This is a genomic window from Rothia mucilaginosa, assembly GCF_901875305.1.
Taxonomy (GTDB): Bacteria; Actinomycetota; Actinomycetes; order Actinomycetales; family Micrococcaceae; genus Rothia.
Map to the genome: position 1 here is coordinate 56,286 of NZ_CABFLY010000002.1, position 18,764 is coordinate 75,049.

13 protein-coding genes are annotated in these 18,764 nt (G+C 61.3%); all 13 read left to right on the forward strand.

Annotated features, from left to right (window positions below; translation table 11 throughout):
* The first annotated feature begins 169 nt into the window (after positions 1–169).
* The 13 genes from dinB (at position 170) to murC (ending at position 18,760) form a co-directional block, all read left to right on the forward strand.
* Positions 170–1,540, forward strand: a complete 1,371-nt coding sequence (gene dinB, locus JX292_RS02475; RefSeq protein ID WP_204861758.1) for a DNA polymerase IV — start codon at positions 170–172, stop codon at positions 1,538–1,540.
* Between the two features lie 260 nt (positions 1,541–1,800).
* The gene (locus JX292_RS02480) at positions 1,801–2,205 is read left to right on the forward strand and encodes a DUF3040 domain-containing protein (RefSeq protein WP_239653592.1); all 405 of its coding nucleotides are present in this window, start codon (positions 1,801–1,803) and stop codon (positions 2,203–2,205) included.
* Positions 2,206–2,817: 612 nt separating this feature from the next.
* Positions 2,818–3,249, forward strand: a complete 432-nt coding sequence (gene mraZ / locus JX292_RS02485; RefSeq protein ID WP_204861053.1) for a division/cell wall cluster transcriptional repressor MraZ — start codon at positions 2,818–2,820, stop codon at positions 3,247–3,249.
* A 144-nt stretch (positions 3,250–3,393) separates the two neighbouring features.
* Positions 3,394–4,452, forward strand: coding sequence for a 16S rRNA (cytosine(1402)-N(4))-methyltransferase RsmH (gene rsmH / locus JX292_RS02490; RefSeq protein WP_204861055.1), 1,059 nt, complete (start codon positions 3,394–3,396; stop codon positions 4,450–4,452).
* A gap of 62 nt (positions 4,453–4,514) precedes the next feature.
* Positions 4,515–5,519 (forward strand): amino acid ABC transporter ATPase, encoded by a 1,005-nt coding sequence (locus JX292_RS02495; protein WP_239653593.1) that lies wholly within the window; start codon positions 4,515–4,517, stop codon positions 5,517–5,519.
* Positions 5,520–5,578: 59 nt separating this feature from the next.
* Complete coding sequence (locus tag JX292_RS02500; protein ID WP_204861058.1) at positions 5,579–7,444, forward strand: peptidoglycan D,D-transpeptidase FtsI family protein; 1,866 nt, start codon at positions 5,579–5,581, stop codon at positions 7,442–7,444.
* Positions 7,445–7,612: 168 nt separating this feature from the next.
* Positions 7,613–9,367: a Mur ligase family protein gene (locus tag JX292_RS02505; RefSeq protein WP_204861061.1), complete on the forward strand. Its 1,755-nt coding sequence runs from the start codon at positions 7,613–7,615 to the stop codon at positions 9,365–9,367.
* 3 nt (positions 9,368–9,370) lie between these two features.
* Complete coding sequence (locus JX292_RS02510) at positions 9,371–10,981, forward strand: UDP-N-acetylmuramoyl-tripeptide--D-alanyl-D-alanine ligase (RefSeq protein WP_204861063.1); 1,611 nt, start codon at positions 9,371–9,373, stop codon at positions 10,979–10,981.
* Positions 10,982–10,987: 6 nt separating this feature from the next.
* Entirely contained in the window at positions 10,988–12,193 is a 1,206-nt protein-coding gene (gene mraY / locus JX292_RS02515) for a phospho-N-acetylmuramoyl-pentapeptide-transferase (RefSeq protein ID WP_204861066.1), read from the forward strand.
* Complete coding sequence (murD, locus tag JX292_RS02520; RefSeq protein WP_204861068.1) at positions 12,193–13,782, forward strand: UDP-N-acetylmuramoyl-L-alanine--D-glutamate ligase; 1,590 nt, start codon at positions 12,193–12,195, stop codon at positions 13,780–13,782. The genes mraY and murD overlap by 1 nt, the downstream gene beginning before the upstream one ends.
* A 175-nt stretch (positions 13,783–13,957) precedes the next feature.
* Complete coding sequence (ftsW, locus tag JX292_RS02525; protein WP_204861078.1) at positions 13,958–15,976, forward strand: putative lipid II flippase FtsW; 2,019 nt, start codon at positions 13,958–13,960, stop codon at positions 15,974–15,976.
* Positions 15,977–16,157: 181 nt separating this feature from the next.
* Positions 16,158–17,258 (forward strand): undecaprenyldiphospho-muramoylpentapeptide beta-N-acetylglucosaminyltransferase, encoded by a 1,101-nt coding sequence (gene murG / locus JX292_RS02530; RefSeq protein WP_204861080.1) that lies wholly within the window; start codon positions 16,158–16,160, stop codon positions 17,256–17,258.
* Positions 17,258–18,760: a UDP-N-acetylmuramate--L-alanine ligase gene (gene murC, locus JX292_RS02535; protein WP_204861083.1), complete on the forward strand. Its 1,503-nt coding sequence runs from the start codon at positions 17,258–17,260 to the stop codon at positions 18,758–18,760. Before murG ends, murC begins: the two co-directional genes overlap by 1 nt.
* Positions 18,761–18,764: the final 4 nt, after the last annotated feature.

The following is an 18,764-nucleotide window of genomic DNA, read 5'->3' on the forward strand; positions in this document are numbered from 1 at the left end:
ACCCCTCTAGCTTAGTGGAGAAACACGTCACACGGGGTATTTGCGAATATGTTTACGAGTATTTAGGGTTTAATTCGTATATGTGTGCTATATTTGGGGTGTGTGGTGAACACTGTTGAAGGGAGGGGGAGAAGTGAACAAACCGGGCCGCGATAACGCACGCGTCATCATGCATCTTGATATGGATGCCTTCTTCGTTAACGTCGAGCTCCTCGAGAACCCCTCGCTTCGGGGTAAACCCATCATCGTTGCGCCGACGGGTCCTCGATCGGTGGTGTGTTCGGCCTCTTATGAAGCACGTGCCCACGGGGTCCATTCGGGTATGCCCCTCAGCTGTGCCCTCTCCGAGGTTCCGCACGCTACGATTCTTCCCCTACGAGCGGATTACCGGTACTATTCCCGGGCCGTCATGGGTATTTTGCGCGACCTCAGTCCGCTGGTGGAGCAGGTGAGCGTGGATGAGGCCTTCGTCGATCTGACAGGTGCCTACCGGCATGGGCAGGATCCCGTGCAATTGGCGCAACGGGCGCGTGAACGCATCACCCGGGAGCTCTCGCTACCTTCCTCGGCGGGGGTGGCTCCCAATAAACTTCTGGCTAAGATGGCCTCGACCGGCAGTAAGCCCAATGGCCTATGGGTCGTGCCGCCCGGCCGCGTACAGGAGTTCCTGGACCCTCGCCCGGTCTCGGCTCTGTGGGGCGTGGGTTCGAAAAGCACGAAGCTTTTGGCGAGCTACGGAATTCAGACCATTGCGCAATTGCGTTCCATGAGCATCGACTGGCTCCGGGATCGCTTCGGCACCTCCCACGGGGAATACCTCTGGGCCGTTGCGAGGGGTATTGATGACCGGCCCGTTTTGACCGAACGTGATGAGAAGAGTATGGGCGGCGAGCATACCTTCTCTGAAGATACCGCCGAGGCCGCTGTCATTAGCGGGATTGTGCGCGAGCTGAGCCTCAAGCTGGGGCGGCGTCTGCGCGAGTCCGGTCGCCTCGCGGGTCGGCTGAGCCTGAAAATCCGCTATACGGATTTTGAGACCCACACTCGATCTGTGCCCCTCAGTTCGCCGCTGGATTCGGGGATGCGCATCGCCGAGCTGGCGCTGGAGGCACTGCGGGCCGACGGGATTCTGACCGGGGCGGAAGCGCCGCGCCCCATCCGGCTGATTGGCGTGCGGGCCGAGAAGCTGGCCCGCGCCGAGGATGGGGTGCAGCAGGCTCTCTTCGAGTCCATCGAATACAAGCCCGTCGGGCGGGGGTCTCGAGGCCGGGGGAGTGGAAGCGCTGGCGCGGCGAGCCTCGGGAGCTCGAAATCTCGTTCGTCAAAGTCTGCACCGGAGGCCACCGAGGCGGTGCTGGTGAAGGCTGACCGCTGGTCTGAGGTCGAGCACGTCATGGATGCAATCCAGCGGAAGTATTCGGCCGAGAGCATCAAGCCGGCCTCGGGGGTTGCGCTGCCCGATCGGAGAGCTGACGACCGGCTGAGAGGGGTCGAGAGGGACTCTGCGGAAGAGTCTGTGGAAGAGTTGCGCGACGAGTAGAAGGACGGGGACTGTTCCTCTCGCTGTGGCGGAGGGCGAATGAAGCGAGTGCTGGGTGAGCTCCTCGACACCATCGCATCCATGCGTCGAAATGGTCCGTAAAACGGTTCGTAAAATAAGTAGCTGAGAGGCTAAAAATAGTGCGTTGCTAGCCCCTTGCGCGGTAGGATGGAACCAAAGAACGCGTGCACGCCGCGGGATGCGTTTCAGCCTGCCGTGGATACCGGCGCGAATGCGTTGTCAGAAAGACAAAGGAGAACATGATGGCACTGTCCGAGCGTGAACAGAAAGTTCTTGAGCAGCTCGAAGAACTCATGAGTAATGAGGACCCGAACTTTGCCTCGTCCATGTCTTCCACTGGCAACACTGCCCCCGTGTTTAGCGCTCGACAGCTGGCGCTTGGCATTCTCTGTGTGCTCATCGGCCTGGGCATCATTATCGGTGCTGTGGCCTCTCACCTCATTTGGCTGGGTGTGCTTGGCTTCCTCTTTGCGGCTTTCGGTGTGTACTTCGCCAGCACCAGTAAGAAGACCCCCGTGGATTCCTTCCTGGGAGGCAAAGCCAGTGGTGCCGCTCGCGCCCGCTCGCGCGAGCAGAAGGAACGTTCGGCCTTCATGAACCGCCTGGAGGAGCGCTGGGACGAGCGCAATAATGGTCAGAATTAAAACCCGATGAAGGCCTGGGATAGCAGGTCCCGGACTGGAGCGGTTGAGGTAAAAATGCTGGACTGAAGGTTTTGAGCCGAAACCCATAACAACTTTTCACAGCGGAGGCGAGACATAGTGTCTTGCCTCCGCTTTTTCGCGCCCAGTGCTTTTCTGAGTGGCCCTTTATAGCTCGGGGATGGATTTTGCTTTCTGCCCTTCAGTGCACGGCGAGCCGGTTGCCCTGGGCGAGGGGGTATATAGCCCGTCCGGAATAAGCGCTAACTTTTTTGCGTGTGCCTTGTGTCACCCTGCTGCTATGTCGCCGAGATCTGCCTCTGAATGGTCTTAACCTGTGAAGAAGCTGTGCGCCAAGATAAAAAATGCAAAAGAAGGAATAAAAACCCTAAAAGACCTTCCTCGGGGTGGGGGAGGTGGTGGAAAGTGGGGTAAAGTGGAGGGGAAAGCTGAAGCTTCAGTCCTTGACTGTGCCCCACCCCTGTTCTCACTGTGGCGTAGGGCTCACATCGCCTTCTTTTTGTCCGTTCTGCATGCGCCGTCGAAAAGCTTGCGATAAAAAATGAGGGCGCACGACGAGCTCAGCGTCAGGCACACACGGGGGAGGTGACGCGAATGTTCCTTGGAACCTATTCGCCACGGATGGACGCCAAAGGGCGCATCATCCTCCCCGCCAAATTCCGTGAGGAGCTCTCAGCAGGCCTCGTTCTGACCCGTGGTCAGGAACGATGCCTGTACGTTTTCCCCGCCGCGGAATTCGAGCGCATCCACGAGCGGATGCGCAGCGCACCCCTGCCGGGTCGAGCCGCCCGCGACTTCCTGCGAGTATTCCTCTCGGGAGCCTCGGACGAACTACCCGATAAACAGGGGCGCATCACCATCCCTCCGATTCTGCGGCAGTACGCCGGGCTTGGCGACCAGCTCGTGGTCATCGGATCCGGAACCCGTGCGGAAATCTGGGACGCTTCCGCCTGGGAGGAGTACCTGGCTCGCACGGAGGCCGAGTTTGCGGCTTTGGACGAAGACCCCTTCAGTCCTCTGCTCTAACGGCTCGGCGAACCCGTCGAATCGGCAGGAACGCTGAATCGGCCGGGCTAACAAGCCAGTGCAGACCCGACGCACGGTCTGCCCCCATAACCTTATCGATACACCACTCACTACCCCGCAGGATTACCTCACACAGGAGCACTCATGAGCGTAGAACGCGCCCCCGAAGCCGGCACTTCCGGCTCCTCGGTGAAGGTCACCGGCGCCTCCATCGACAACCTCTCCGAGCGCGATGCCAGCGAACGCCACGTACCCGTCATGCTGGACCGTTGCATTAACCTGCTGGCGCCCGGCATTGAGCGTGCTGTGGAGGAACGTGGAACTGCCTACGTGATTGACGGAACCCTGGGCATGGGTGGCCACTCCGAGGCGTTACTGGAGCGGTTCGAGGACCTGGTGCTCATCGGTATTGACCGAGACTTGCAGGCCCACTCCATCGCGGGGGAGCGTCTGGCACGCTTCGGCGAGCGTTTTGTGCCTGTACACGCGGTCTACGACGAAATCGACCGCGCCATGGAAACCGCCGAGGTGCAGGGAATTGACGGCGTCCTGCTGGACCTTGGCGTCTCCTCCATGCAGCTAGACGAACGCGCCCGTGGCTTCGCGTACTCCTACGACGCGCCCCTGGACATGCGCATGAACTCCGAGGACGAGCTCACCGCGCGCATCGTGGTCAACGAGTACAGTGAGGACCAGCTGCGCCGCATTATCCGCAATTGGGGCGAGGAGAAGTTCGCCTCGCGCATCGCCCGCGCCATCTGCACTGCCCGCGCCAACGCGCCCCTGGAGACTACCGGCGAGCTCGTGCGCATTATTCAGAAGGCGGTTCCCGTTGCGGCCCAGCGTACCGGCGGCCACCCCGCCAAGCGCACCTTCCAGGCGCTACGCATCGAGGTCAACCACGAGCTGGAGGCGCTCGAACGGGCCGTTCCCGCGGCCCTGGATGCGCTGAACCTGGGCGGCCGATTCGTTGCGATGAGCTACCACAGCCTGGAAGACAAAATCGTGAAGCGCGCCCTCACAGCCGAGGCGACCTCCAAGGCGCCGAAGGGATTCCCTGTGGAACTCGAGGAGCACAAGCCCACGATCAAGATTATTACCCGCGGCGCGGAGCCGCCCACCGAGGAAGAGATCGCGCAGAATTCGCGCGCCGCCAGCGCCAAGTTGCGCGCCGCCGAGAAGATTCGAATCCCCTCCCAGTAGCGATTTGCTCGCCCGCAGGCGACAGACGCTAGTAACCACCTAAGACGAAGATTAGAGAGCGAATGAGCACCCAGCACGCATCCCAGCGCCCCACCCGCGCCCAGGGTACCCCGCGGACTCGACGCGCCGGTTCTTCGCGCCCCTCGGCGGGTGCATCCGGCGCTCTGAGCTCGAGCCTGGGCTCCTCGAACGCCTCGCACAGCGCGGGCGTGACCCGCACCTCCAAGGGTGTACATTCCGGCCGTACCCGTAGCGCGCGGGTGGATCCGGTTACCGCTTCTCAGCCCGTGGTTCGCCCGGCAAGCACCGCCGCCTCCCACGGGGGTAAGCGCACCGCGGGCTACGTTCCCGGACCGGTACGTGCCGCGGCCCGAACCGAGGAACCGCGCGAGGAAGAGGTCGTCACCCGACGCACGCCGCTGTCCGCGGTGACCCGCCGCGCCCGCCGATTGAGCCCGCCGACCATGCTGGCCGTTTTTGCCGCTATCCCGCTGACCCTGATTTTTATCCTGCTGCTCAACGTGCTAATCGTGACCCGACAGTACGACATGGTGGACCTGCGCGCGCAGGAACAGCGTCTCGTGCAGGAGAACCAGGCCCTGCAGCAGGAGATCGGTTTCAAGGAAGCGCCCCAGGACCTAGCGGTGCGCGCGAGCGCCCTGGGCATGTTCGCCAGCTCCTCGCAGGCCACCCTGAACCTGCAGACCTCCAAGATTGAGGGAACCCCCGCGCCCGTGGCCAGCCCCACCGGCAAGGCCGCGACCAAGGAACAAAACCTGGTTGCGCCCCCGGCCGCAGGCTCCGAGGAAAGCTACGCCAAGAGCGTGGTGGATGCGGATAAGACCACCCAGCAACGTCACGCAAGCGCGGCCGCGAGCGCCTCGGCGAGCGCAACGGCTAGCCCCGCCGCGGCCAATAACGCCGCGAACAACGCTACTACGAACAACGGTGCGGCGCAGTCTGCCCAGCCGAGCGCCTCAGCCGTTGCGAGCGGCGCGAACGCTACTCACACAAACAATGGCGCTTCGAATAACGGCGCCGCGCAGAACGGCCAAACTACCCGTTAGCCCCAACCCTTAGTCGACACACCCCACACAGCACGAGAACCGCGAAAGGATACCCCCGAATGAGCTTCGACGCGCGCCATCACGCGAACGAACCGGCAACCGGTCAGCCGGATCTGACCCGCCGTGGCTTCGTCGCAGGCGCCGCAGCCACCTGCGCTCTGGGCGTCATCGGTGCGAACCTGTTTATCCGCCAGGGCTTTGACCCAGGTGCAGTGGCGAATGCGTCCCGTCAGAAGCGTCTGCGCTCGCAGGTGCTACCTGCTGTGCGTGGCCAGATTCTCGATATCAACGGTAACGTTATGGCGCGTACCGTGCAGCGTTATAACCTGACCGCAGATCAGAGCGCTGTGGCGACCTTCAAGCGTTACAACGAGGACCGCACCCAGAAGATTGAGGTCACCCCCAACCAGCTGGTGTACGAGATGGTCGATATTCTCAAGACCGTTGACCCGGGCATTACCGACGAGTTCATCAAGTCCAAGCTGGACGGCACCTCCAAGTACTCGGTCATCAAGACCGACGTTTCTCCCGAGATTTTCCACAAGATTGACGACCTTGGCGCGCCCTTCATCTACGGCGAGGCCTTCTCGCAGCGCCTGTACCCCAACGGTAGTGTGGGCGGTTCCGTGGTCGGTAAGTACAACATTGTTGAAGAGGCAGACGGCAACGGTACGGGCGGTACGGTGTCCCGTAACTACTCCGTGGGCATTGAGCGTGTCTTCGAAAAGGAGCTGGCCGGAACCCCCGGCGAGCGCACCTACGAGATCAGCGCGGACGGTGTGCGCATCCCCGTGGCCAAGGAGGAGCAGCGCCTGGCGGTGGACGGTAAGAACGTGCGTCTGACCATTAACCGAGACATCCAGTACTTCGCCCAGCAGGTTGTGCGCGCCCGCGCTGAGGAGCTGAAGGCTGAGTGGTGTACCGCCATCGTTATGGATGTGCGGGACGGCTCCCTGCTGGCGCTGGCGGATTCCTCGACCATGGACCCCGGCGCGAAGACCATCGAGGACGCCGCGGATATGACCCCACGCGCTATTTCGCAGAACGTGGAGCCCGGTTCGCCCGAGAAGATGCTGACTGCTTCGGCGCTGATTGAGCAGGGCCTGACGACTCCGACTAGCGTGTATGATGTGCCCGCGACCCTCACGATTGACGGCCAGACTTTCAAGGATGCGTTTGAGCACGGGGCGCAGAAGCGTACTTTCTCGGGCATTATTACTGACTCGATGAACACCGGTGTGGTGCTGATCGCTCAGAAGCTCAGCAAGGAAGAGCGCTACAACTGGTTGAAGAAGTACGGCGTCGGCGAGTTTACCGGCATTGAGCTGACCGGTGAGGAGCAGGGCATAATCGCTGATTGGCGCGATTGGGATGGCCGTCAGCAGTACACTGTGCTCTTCGGTCAGGGTGTGGCGCAGACTCCGCTGCAGACCGCCATGATTTTCCAGGCGCTGGGTAATAAGGGCGTGCGACTCAAGCCGCGCATTGTGGACGCGATCATTGACGCGGACGGCACCGAGCACAAGCGCCCCGTGGAGGCTGGCGTGCGCATGGTGAGCGAGGAGACCGCCTCCTCCTGCCGCGTGCTGATGGAGAACATGGTGGATCAGGGCCACGCCCGCACCGCGAAGGTCACCGGCTACCGGGTGGGTGGCAAGACCGGTACGGCTGAGACGCCCAGCGAGAAGGGCGGCTACGACGGTAACACGACCTCGTTTATCGGTCTGGCACCCATCGAGGATCCGCGTTTCCTGGTCGCCGTGACCATGCAGCGTCCCGAGGGTAGCGTGGGTGTAAACGGTACGACGGCTGAGTTCTCCAAGATTATGGAGAAGACCCTGCACACCTATAATGTGCCGCGTTCTACCGGTGAACCGGAGTTGATTCCGATTTTCGCTGAGGATAGCCCCAATAAGACGAGCTAAAGGTAGATGGGGGAGAGGTACCCGGTAGCTGATTCGTGATGAAGAAGCTCCGATACTGAACACCTGTCGAAGCCTAAAGCCCGTAGAATATTGAATGACCCTGTGTGCCTTGAGCGCATTGACCATACAGAGCTCACCGCTTTGGACAGCGGGGAGGAAAGAAGGACGATGGATACCGCATCTCACGCACCCGGCCAGAACCTGCTGGGCGGCGACGCTCAGACTCTGCGCCCGAATTCTGTGCGCCCGGTGAGTTTGGCGCACCTTCGCGAACATCTGCAGGGCTTGGGCGCTCAGGTGAGTGCCCAGCCGGCTAAGGGTGTTCAGGGTTCTGAATCCGCTGATGCCGTTGAGGTCACCGGTATCAGCATGGATTCCCGAGGCGTTCGCCCCCAGGACCTGTACGTGGCTCTGCCCGGTGCGAAGGTGCACGGTGCGCAGTTTGCTGAGGCCGCGTTGAAGCTGGGTGCTTCCGCTATTTTGACGGATGCTGCCGGTGCGCAACTGCTGGGTGAGGCGCCGGTGCCTGTCCTGGTGACTGAGAACCTGCGCGAGTACGTTGGTCCGTTGGCTGCGCTGATTTATGGTTCGGCTTCGTTCCCCGCCACCCACCGCTATGCGGTGACCGGTACGAACGGTAAGACCACCTCCACCTACATGCTGGAGTCGGTGTTCCGCACCGGCCTGGGTGTGAAAACCGGTCTGATTGGCACTATTCAGATTCTGATTGATGGTGTGTCGGTTCCTTCGAAGATGACCACCCCGGAGTCTCCTCACGTGCATTCTCTGCTGACGATTATGGGTCAGCATCAGGTGCGTTGCGCCGCAATGGAGGTGTCCTCGCACGCGATTGATTACCACCGTGTGGACGGCGTGAAGTATGCGGTTGCTGGCTTCACGAACCTGACCCAGGACCACTTGGACTTGCACGGCACGATGGAGCGTTACTTCGAGTCGAAGGCTCAGCTGTTTACTCCGGAGCGTGCAGAGCTGGCTGTCATTACTGCGGATGATAGCTGGGGTGAGAAGATGTACACCTCCGCCGCCGAGCGGATGGGCGCCGAGCACGTGTACCGCCTGGTGACCGCCCGAGGCGCCGGTCTCGCCGAGGTCCCCGCAGAGTTTGGTGAGCGCGATTGGGCTGTGGTCCGCGTGCAGCGAGAGGGTCTGGGCCACCGTTTCTACCTGGAGAACGGCACCGGCGAGAGTATCGAATGCTACACGGGCCTGCCTGCAGATTTCAATGTTTCGAATGCAGCCTTGGCTGCCCTCATGGCGTACCTCGATACTGATGCCGCTGAGCGCGAGTTGCTACTGCCTGCCCTGGCTGCCGGTCCGGCGCTCACTCCCGTGGTGCCCGGCCGCATGCAGCTGATTTCGCTGGCGCCGCACGCCATCGTGGACTTCGCGCATAACCCCGACGGCCTGACCCGCGCGCTGGAGGCTATGGACCGCCCCGGCGACGGCAAGGTCATGATTGTGTTCGGCGCGACCGGCGAACGAGACCACCTCAAGCGCCCCATCATGGGTGCGATTGCCGCGCAGAACGCCGATGTTGTTATCGTGACTGATGATGACCCGCACGGCGAAGAGCCCGCCCCGATTCGCGCCGCGGTTGAGGAAGGTGCGCAGAAGGCGGAGAACCGTCGCGCCCAGCAGATTTTGAATATTTCCCCGCGATCGGCGGCTATCGATGCGGCGATTGCTATGGCTACCGAGCACGATGCGATTCTCATTGCCGGCCGCGGTCACGAGACCGAGCAGGATGTCGACGGCGTGGATATCGCCCTGGACGACCGTGTAGAGACCGCTCGCGCTTTGCACGCCCATGGCTTCGAGGTGCTCCCCGATTACCGCCGCATGATTGATGCTGCAGGGGTTGCGCAGGCCACCAAGATGACCGAGACCGCTGAAGGTAGGTAGAGAATGATTAAGCTCAGCGCCGCCCAGATTCTGGAGGCGACCGGCGGCACCGCAATCGGCCTGGATGGCCGTGAGGAGCAGGTGTACGCAACCTTCGCCACCACTGACTCTCGTGAGGTAGAGCCCGGCACCCTGTTCGTGGCGAAGCCCGGTGCCGTCACGGATGGCCACAACTTTATTCCTGTGGCCTTCGGGAAGGGCGCGACGCTTGCCCTGGTCGAGCGCGAAGTCGTCGATGAGCAGGGTGTTCCCTACCCGAGCGTCCTCGTTCCCGATGTGGTGTTGGCCATGGGCGATCTGGCTCGCTACGCGATTGAGCAGATGCGCGCACAGGGCGAGCTGACGGTTATCGGTATTACCGGTTCGGCCGGTAAGACCACCACGAAGGATCTGCTGGCCGCTATCTTCACCCCCGAGGGCCCCACGGTTGCTCCGGTGGGTTCCTACAACAGCGAGGTGGGCGTGCCGCTGACGGTTTTCCGTGCGGATGAATCCACCCGCTACCTGGTCATCGAGATGGGCGCAGACCATGTGGGCAATATTGAGTACCTGGCGAATATTGTGCGTCCCGACCACGGCGCAATCCTGAAGGTTGGCACCGCCCACGCCGGCGAGTTCGGTGGTGTGGACAATATCGAACGCACCAAGGGCGAGCTGGCCGAGGGCGTTCAGCCCGGCGGCTCCCTCTCCTTGAACGCGGATGATCCGCGCGTGTTACGCATGGCCTCCCGTTCGGTCGCGCCCGTCACCTACTTTGGTGTGGGGGAGAAGACCGAAGAGAACGGTCAGCCTTTCGAACGCTACGTGGCGGCACTCAACCTGCACACTACTGATGCCGGTTGCCCCGAGTTCACCCTGCGCCTGCCTGACGGTAGTGAGCACGAGATTTCCTCCCGCCTGATTGGTGAGCATCACGTATACAACCTGCTGGCTGCGGCGGCTGTTGCCTACAACAGCGGTATTGCGGGTGAGAAGATTGCTCGCGCGCTCAACGGCGCGGCGGCGGTCTCCAAGTGGCGCATGGCCCGCACCGACCGCGCCGACGGTGTGACCGTCATTAACGATGCCTACAACGCCAACCCCGAGTCTATGGCGGCGGCGCTACGCACCCTCGCGCAGCTGGGCCGCGCTGTGGATCCGGCTACCGGTAAGCCTCACCGAACCTGGGCGGTGCTGGGTGCCATGCTGGAGCTGGGCGATGTTTCCGTTCAGGAGCACGATCACCTCGGCCGCCTGGTGGTGCGTATGAACATCTCAAAGCTCATCGCGGTTGGCGATATTGCTAAGCCTATTTATAACGCCGCACACCTGGAAGGCTCCTGGGGCAACGAGGCGACCTGGGTTCAGACCCCGCAGGAGGCTGCTCAGATTCTGCGTGCCGAGTTGCGTCCCGGCGATATCGTGCTCTTCAAGTCCTCGAACGGCGCGAAGCTGGGCCTGCTGGGCGACGAAATTGCCTTCGCCGAGGAGAGCTTCGGATTCACCGAAGATGAGGCCCCGACCTGGTTGTCTGCAGGCGACTTTGTTGAGGCTACCGACCTGAGCGAGCACCTGGCCGCCCACCTGGACGGTATCGAGTCCAGCACCACCGCACAGACCACCAACGAAGGGTAACGCTTCATGATTACCGTGTTGATTGCAGGAATCCTCGGGTTCCTTATCTCTCTGACCGCGCTTCCGGTGTTCATCAAGAAGATGAAGTCCCTCAAGCTCGGTCAGCTGATTCGCGATGAGGGCCCCGCCGCCCACCAGTACAAGGCGGGTACCCCCACCATGGCCGGTCTGATTTTCATCCCGGCGGCGATTCTTGCGTACCTGCTGACCATGGGTATCAGCGCCATTTTCTTCGGTACCTCGCCGTTGCCGAGCGCTACCGCGTGGCTGACCATTGCATTTACCCTGGGCATGCTCGGCGTGGGTGCGGCGGACGATATCATGAAGTTCCGCCACAAGGGCAACGAGGGCCTGACCGAGCGTCAGAAGACCATCGGTTTGCTTGCGGTGACCGTTCCCTTCGCTTTCCTGGCTTTCCAGTTCCCGAATGAGTCCGGCGCGCGTCCCGCATCCACCGCGATTTCCTTCGTGCGCGACCTGCCGATTGACCTCTTTGCTGCCGGTGCGGTGTTTGGTTCCATTCTGGTGGCCGTGTGGATTACCCTTATTTCCCTGTCGGGTACGAACGCCGTGAACTTCACCGACGGTCTGGATGGCCTGGCCGGTGGCGTGATGATGACGATTTTCTCGGGCTACCTGACTATCAGCATCTGGCAGTACGTGCACGCCTGCACTGCGGGCGCCGGCGCCGCCTGCTACGATGTGCGCGACCCGGGTTCGCTGGCGCTGATTGCCGCATCCCTGATTGGCTCTTTGGCTGGATTCCTCTGGTGGAACGTTTCGAAGGCGCAGATTTTCATGGGTGACTCCGGCTCTCTGGCCCTGGGCGGCGCGATGGTTGCTTTCGCCCTGTTTACCCGTACTGAGCTTCTGCTGCTGGTTATGGCGCTGATTCCGGTGCTGGAGGTCTTCTCCGTTATCGTTCAGAAGTTTGTCTTCAAGGCCAGCCGCAAGCGGTCGGCTGCGGCGGGGGAGAAGCCTCTGCATGCCCATCGTTACTTCCGTATGACCCCTTTCCACCACCACATGGAGAAGACCGGTTTGAACGGCAAATACTCAATTGATAAGAAGGGCCTTGCGCACGGTACCGTTAGTAGCGGTGAGGTGAACTCCGTGTTCCGCCTGTGGGTTGTTAACGCCCTGTGTGTGCTGGTAGCCTTGGCTCTTTTCTTCGGTGACTGGTTCTCTCAGACTTCTGGAGTGATTCACTAATGTCAACTATGGAACAGGAAGCACTGCGTGCTCGCCGTGAGGCAAATGCTCAGGCGATTGCCGTCAATCCGGTGTACGAGAATGAGCGTCTCGCGCAGTTGACCAGCTGGGATGCCCCGTGGGCTGGCCTGCGTGTTGTGGTCGTGGGTATGGGCACCAGTGGTGACGCTGCTGTGGATGTGCTGGCGCAGCTGGGTGCGCGCATCACGGTTATCGACGGAGTAGATGCCCCTGAGAAGCGTGAGCGCGTTGAAATTTATCGGAGTGCGTACGGCCCGGTGAGTGGTCTGTTCGGCCCCGAGCACATGCTCGCCCTGCCGCAGGTTGAGGGGGAGGACCCCGAGCTGGTTGTCACCTCTCCGGGTATTCGCCCTGACCACCCTGTGATGCTGGATGCCTACGAGCGTGGTATTCAGGTGTGGGGTGACGTGGAGCTGGCGTGGCGTCTTAATGACCGCGCTGGCCGTCCGAGCCCCAAGTGGTTGTGCTTGACCGGTACGAACGGTAAGACCACGACTGTGGGTATGACGGATTCAATTCTGAAGGCTGCAGGCAAGAAGTCCATTCAGGTGGGTAATGTGGGCATGCCGATTGTGTATGCGATTGCCGATGATGAGCCCTACGAGTTTTTTGCTGTGGAGCTGTCGAGCTTCCAGTTGCACTGGGCTTTCTCGCTGTCGCCCTATGCTTCGGTCGTGCTGAACATTGCTGAGGATCACGTGGATTGGCACGGTTCTTTCGAGCGTTACAAGGCTGATAAAGCCCGCGTGTACGAGAACACTCAGGTGGCCTGCATTTTCAATACTGACCATGCCGACACCCTGCGTATGGTGGAAGAGGCCGATGTGGTGGAGGGCGCCCGCGCGATTGGTTTCAGCGCCACTCAGATGCCGGCTGTGTCGATGCTCGGCTTGGCTGAGGACATCATCGTGGACCGTGCTTTCTTGAAGAACCGCTACAATGAGGCACTCGAGCTGGGCGTCGTGCAGGATTTGGCTCCTGCACCGGGCAAGATGCCGGCTCAGTACACGGTTGAGAACGCCCTGGCTGCGGCTGCTTTGTGCCGTGCCGCCGATGTCGACCCGAAGGCTGTGGGCGCTGGTCTGCGTTCTTTCAAGACCGGTGCGCATCGTAACCAGCTGGTGGGGTACGCCAACGACATTATGTGGGTGAACGATTCGAAGGCTACGAACCCGCACGCGGCGAATGCCTCGATGAGCGGTTACCCCTCGCTGGTGTGGATTGCTGGCGGCCTGTCGAAGGGTGTGGAGTACGACGAGCTGATTGCTGATCATGCTAAGCGTCTGAAGGCTGTGCTTATTATTGGTACAGATACTGCGGGCCTCAAGGCGGCCCTGGCTAACTATGCCCCGCAGGTTCCGACCTATAATCTGACCGCTTCGGTGGCTGATCCCTCGGACGGTATCGCTATTATGAATGCTGCAGTGGCGAAGGCTGCTGAGATTGCTCAGCCGGGTGACACGGTGCTGATGGCGCCGGCCGCGGCATCGATGGACCAGTTCAAGAATTATGCGGTGCGCGGTGAGGCGTTTGCTAATGCCGTGGCTGATCAGCTGGCTCAATCGTAGCTTGTTCGGCCCCGGCCGGTACCCTAGCGCGTAGCGGCGTTCGCGGCCCGTGCCGTGTGAGCCGCGCTCTCGGGGGTGGGACGTTTCGGGTTCCACCCCCGCCTCTTTTCCCATGTGTTATCGCCGCCGTGATTCTTCGCTGTGGATTACGGCGTTTTAAGCCTTAGGAGGGCATGTGAGTTCCAGCGTATCCTCGAAGCGTTCTGCGTCTTCGCGGGCTGGCCGTTCTGAACAGACCGGGCACGCCTCGTCTCCGTGGACTGCCCTGAAGGAGTTGACGGCACCGGCTCGTTCGTTCGGTAAGCGGCTGTATCGTCGCGGTCAGACGGCGGATTTGTGGGATGTGCCGGTCATGCTACTGGTGACGACCTTGGGCTTGGCGATTTTTGGTTGCATCATGGTGCTGTCGGCTTCAAGCGTCACCATGATTTCGCAGGGGCAGTCGCCGTTCTCTCAGGTGTCTTCGCAGATTCTCTTCCTGGTGCTCGGCGTGGTGGCGATGGCTGTCATTACGAATATTCCGGTGGGCTGGTACCATAAGCGGGCCTTGGTGCACGCGATGCTGGCTGTGGCCTTGGTGCTGCAGTTGGCGGTGGTGGTTGTCGGCGTTGAGGTGAATGGTAACCGTAACTGGATTAAGTTGGGCCCCATGCAGATGCAGCCTTCGGAGTTTTCGAAGCTTGCAATTGTGATGTGGCTGGCGTGGGTGTATAACCGCCAGGGCGATATTTCGCGGAGCCTCTGGCGTGCCCTTTTTCCTTCCATCTACGGTGTGGGTGCCCTGATTCTGCTGATTATGGTCGGTGGCGATATGGGTACCGCCCTGGTGTATGGCTTCATCTTCCTGGGCATGATGTGGATGGCTGGTGCTTCGCGCCGTTCGATGTTGCAGATTGTCGGCGCATTTTTAGCGTTGGCTGCGTTGGGTGTGTTGACTAGCCCCAACCGTGTGGCCCGTATTTTCGGTATCTGGGGTTCGTGCACGAACGCTAACTGTGATCAGGCGAACTCTGGTGAGGTGGCTCTGGCGACCGGTGGTTTCTTGGGCGTTGGCCTGGGCCAATCGCGCCAGAAGTACAACTACTTGGCTGAAGCGCATAACGACTACATCTTCGCGATTATTGGTGAGGAGCTGGGTCTGCTGGGTACGTTGGCGGTTCTGCTGCTGTATGTGGGTTTGGTGTACTGTGCGGTACGCATCATGCTGCGCACCGCCGATTCGCTGGTGCGTTTGGCGACGGGCGGCATCATGGTGTGGCTGACTTCGCAGGCGATTATCAATATGGGTATGGTGTCTCGTATTCTGCCGGTGATTGGTGTGCCGTTGCCCTTTGTTTCCTATGGTGGTTCTTCGTTGCTGTCTTCGTTGTGCGCGGCGGGTCTGTTGTTGGCTTTTGCCCGGCAGACGCCTCTGCGAGGTGCGACGGCCCCGTCGAATGTTGAGAATCAGAGTGCTCGTGAGATTCGCCGTGCGAATGCTGATTGGAAGCGTCGCTTGCCCTTGCAGGCTGTAGTGGAGCAGGAGGCTGCGGAGCGTGCCGAGGCGGGCGGTTATCTGATGCAGGAGCGGAACCCGCTGTCGAAGCTGGGTGGTTTGAGCGGTGTGAGTGGTGTGGTGCGGCACTGGCTTGGCTTTGATCCGGAGCAGCGTCGCGAGTTGAAGCGCGTTGAACAGCAGCGTGAGGCGGAGCGTGCTCGCGAAGAGGCCCGTGCGGCTCGTGAGGAAGCTCGCCTGGCCCGTGAGGAGGCGGCTCGTGAGAAGGCTGAGCGGCAGAAGCTGGCTCGTCGGGCCCGGGAAGAAGCCGAACGTCAGAAGGCCCGGGAAGAAGCCGAACGTCAGAAGGCGGATCGCGAGAAGGCAACCCGCACGAGGGATACTCGAGAGCAGAAATCTCGAGAACAGAAGCCTCGAGAGCAGCGCGCTCCGGGGACAGAAGCCTCCCGGAAGACTGCGCCCCGCAAGGCCGAGCAGGCCCGGCCCGCCCGTCCGGTTCAGCGACCGGTTGAACAGGGTTCGAAGGAGCAGCAGGTACGGGGCCGGCGTCCCGAACAGGGGGCGCGCCGTCGTCCGCAGAACCAACGCGGTGGCTTGCCCGCGGGCCTGCAGCCTTTGCATCCTGAGGACCGCGCTCGTCGAGCTCAGCGCCAGCTTGGTCAGCCGCCGCGCCGTCAGCCCGGTGGGGGAGAGCAGTAGAGGCTTTCCGCCCTGGACCGAGCTGAACCGAGGCCGTGAACGGCTTGTCTCTTGGCCTCGCGTGCTTTGAGAACGCCCCCGACCTGAGCTGTAGCTCGTGGCCGGGGGCGTTCCGCCGCGCTCTGTGGCATGGGGCGATAGCGTAAAATGATGCTGTACCGATGTATTGGGAGAGAGACCTATGACGAAGAAGGCACCCTCTATAGTCTTCGCCGGTGGTGGCACCGCCGGTCACATTAATCCGATGCTTGCGATTGCCCGCGCTGTTCGTGACCTTGAGCCGAACGCTAAGATTCTGATGCTGGGCACGGCTGACAAGATGGAAGCTGAGCTGGTTCCGGCGGCTGGCTTCGATATCGAGTTCATTCCCCGTGCTGCTTTCCCTCGTAGCATTAATCGTGCGGCATTTGCCTTCCCCGCGAAGTTCCTGGGCGGTTTGTCGAAGACCCGCCGCATCCTTAAGGACGCTGAGGCTGACGTCGTGGTGGGTGTGGGCGGTTACGTATGCCCGCCGGCGTACCTGTCGGCTTTCTTCTCGAAGATTCCCGTGGTCATTCATGAGGCGAACGCGAAGCCGGGGTTGGCTAACCGTCTGGGTGGCCGTTTTGCGAAGTTTACGGGTGTGGCTTTCCCCAATACTCCTTTCCCGCACGCGACCCTGGTGGGTATGCCCATGAAGGATGAGGTGGCCTACCTGAACCGTGACGCGCACCGTTCGAAGGCTCGCCGCAACTTGGGTTTGGATCCGCAGAAGCCTACCGTCATCGTGACTGGTGGTTCGCTGGGTGCGCTGAGCCTGAACAATGCGGTGTCGGCTTGCCGTGATCGCTTTGCCGAGTGGGAATTCCAGATTCTGCACATTACCGGTAAGGGCAAGACCGTTCTGGATGAGAACGGCGAGCCTCTGAGCGCTCCGAACTACCGTCAGATTGAATTCAGCAACGGCATGCAGGATGTGTACGCCGCCGCCGATTTGCTACTGGTACGCGCTGGTGCGGCTACGGTGAGCGAGGTTGCCGCGGTGGGTGTGCCCGCTATTTTTGTGCCGCTTCCCATTGGTAATGGTGAGCAGGCCTTGAACGCCCGTTCCCTGGTGGAGGCCTCCGCGGCCCTGCTGGTGAAGGACGCAGAAGTCACCGGTGAGTGGTTTGCCCGTGAGATTCCGGAATTGATGGCAAACCCCGAAGAACTGGAGCGCATGGGCGCTGCAGCCTATAAACTTGGTATCCGTGACGCGGCTCGCGTTATGGCCGAAGCAGTATTGAAGGCAGCTGAGAACTAATGACTGAACTGATGAACCTTGAGATGGTGCTGCCGGCACCCCTGAATCCGCCGTTCCCTGAGCGCCACGCGATGGACGCGCTGGGGCACGTGCACTTCATCGGCATCGGCGGCGCGGGTATGAGCGCTATTGCCGCGTTGATGCTGCAGGCCGGCGTGACGGTGAGTGGTTCGGATCGGGCGGAATCTTCGACTGTTGAGTCGTTGCGTGCTGCCGGTGCCCGTGTGAGCGTGCCTCAGTCCGCGGAGAACATCGTTGATGTCGACACCGTGGTGATTTCTACCGCTATTCGCGAGGATAATCCTGAACTGGTCGCTGCCCGCGCGCAGGGCCTTCCGGTTCTGCACCGCTCTGAGGCGCTGGCCGCCGTGATGGGGCTTTCGCAGGTGGTGGCGGTGGCCGGTACCCACGGTAAGAGCACGACCAGCTCCATGATTTCTGTGATGTTTGATCAGCTGGGCCGTGATCCTTCTTTCGCGGTGGGTACCGTAATTGCTGGCCGCGGCACGAACGCGCACCTGGGTGCGCAGGGCCCCGACTCGATTTTTGTGGCCGAGGCCGATGAATCGGATGGCTCGTTTGTCCGCTACCGCCCGGCGATTGCTGTGGTGACGAACGTTGAGCCCGACCACCTGGACTTCTATAAGACTGACGAGCGCGTTTTTGAGGCGTTCAACCGCTTCGTGGGTTCGCTGGCTCCGGGTGGTGTGTTGGTGACCTGCGCCGATGATTCCGGTGCCGCATCCCTGGCCGCTCGTTCTCGTGCGGCTGGCGTGCCGGTCGTGACCTATGGTGAGTCCGAGGATGCTGACTTGCGCATCCGCGAGATTACGAGCGCGGGTTCTTCTTCCTCGTCGACGATGGAGTGGGCTTTCGAATGTCGCGGTGAGCGCTTTGAGGGTGAGCAGGAGCTGGTTCTAAAGGTTCCCGGTATCCATAATCAGCTGAATGCAGCGGCTGCCTTCATTACTGCTCTGCTGACCGGCGCTCAGGGCCCTGAGATTGCCGCTGCCCTGGGCGAGTTTGTGGGCGCTGACCGCCGCTTTACATTGCGTGGCGAGGTTGCGGGCGTGAAGGTTTTCGATGACTACGCACACCACCCGACCGAGGTGTTCCGTGCCCTGCAGACCGGTCGTACCGTGGCTGATGGCCACAACCTGTACGTGATTTTCCAGCCGCACCTGTTCTCGCGCACTCGTGAGTTCGCGAAGGAGTTCGCGGAGTCCTTGTCGATGGCTGATCGCGCCTATGTACTGGATATCTATCCGGCTCGTGAGCTTCCGATTGAGGGCGTGACCAGCAAGCTGATTACGGATGCTGGCTTCTCTGAGGTGCGTTACGCGACCGCGGAGAGCGCTATTGAGGACATCGTTTCGTGCGCTCAGAGCGGTGATATCGTGATGACCGTTGGTGCCGGTGACGTGACGGCTCTTGGGCCGCGTCTGCTGGAGGCCTTGCAGATTCGTCATGGCGGCGACCTGACTCAGAAGTCGGAGGCTTAGGCTG

Coding starts and splice junctions, on each gene's coding strand:
- dinB (WP_204861758.1), top strand. CDS start 170: ATGCATCTTGATATGGATGCCTTCTTCGTTAACGTCGAGCTCCTCGAG.
- JX292_RS02480 (WP_239653592.1), top strand. CDS start 1,801: ATGATGGCACTGTCCGAGCGTGAACAGAAAGTTCTTGAGCAGCTCGAA.
- mraZ (WP_204861053.1), top strand. CDS start 2,818: ATGTTCCTTGGAACCTATTCGCCACGGATGGACGCCAAAGGGCGCATC.
- rsmH (WP_204861055.1), top strand. CDS start 3,394: ATGAGCGTAGAACGCGCCCCCGAAGCCGGCACTTCCGGCTCCTCGGTG.
- JX292_RS02495 (WP_239653593.1), top strand. CDS start 4,515: ATGAGCACCCAGCACGCATCCCAGCGCCCCACCCGCGCCCAGGGTACC.
- JX292_RS02500 (WP_204861058.1), top strand. CDS start 5,579: ATGAGCTTCGACGCGCGCCATCACGCGAACGAACCGGCAACCGGTCAG.
- JX292_RS02505 (WP_204861061.1), top strand. CDS start 7,613: ATGGATACCGCATCTCACGCACCCGGCCAGAACCTGCTGGGCGGCGAC.
- JX292_RS02510 (WP_204861063.1), top strand. CDS start 9,371: ATGATTAAGCTCAGCGCCGCCCAGATTCTGGAGGCGACCGGCGGCACC.
- mraY (WP_204861066.1), top strand. CDS start 10,988: ATGATTACCGTGTTGATTGCAGGAATCCTCGGGTTCCTTATCTCTCTG.
- murD (WP_204861068.1), top strand. CDS start 12,193: ATGTCAACTATGGAACAGGAAGCACTGCGTGCTCGCCGTGAGGCAAAT.
- murG (WP_204861080.1), top strand. CDS start 16,158: ATGACGAAGAAGGCACCCTCTATAGTCTTCGCCGGTGGTGGCACCGCC.
- murC (WP_204861083.1), top strand. CDS start 17,258: ATGACTGAACTGATGAACCTTGAGATGGTGCTGCCGGCACCCCTGAAT.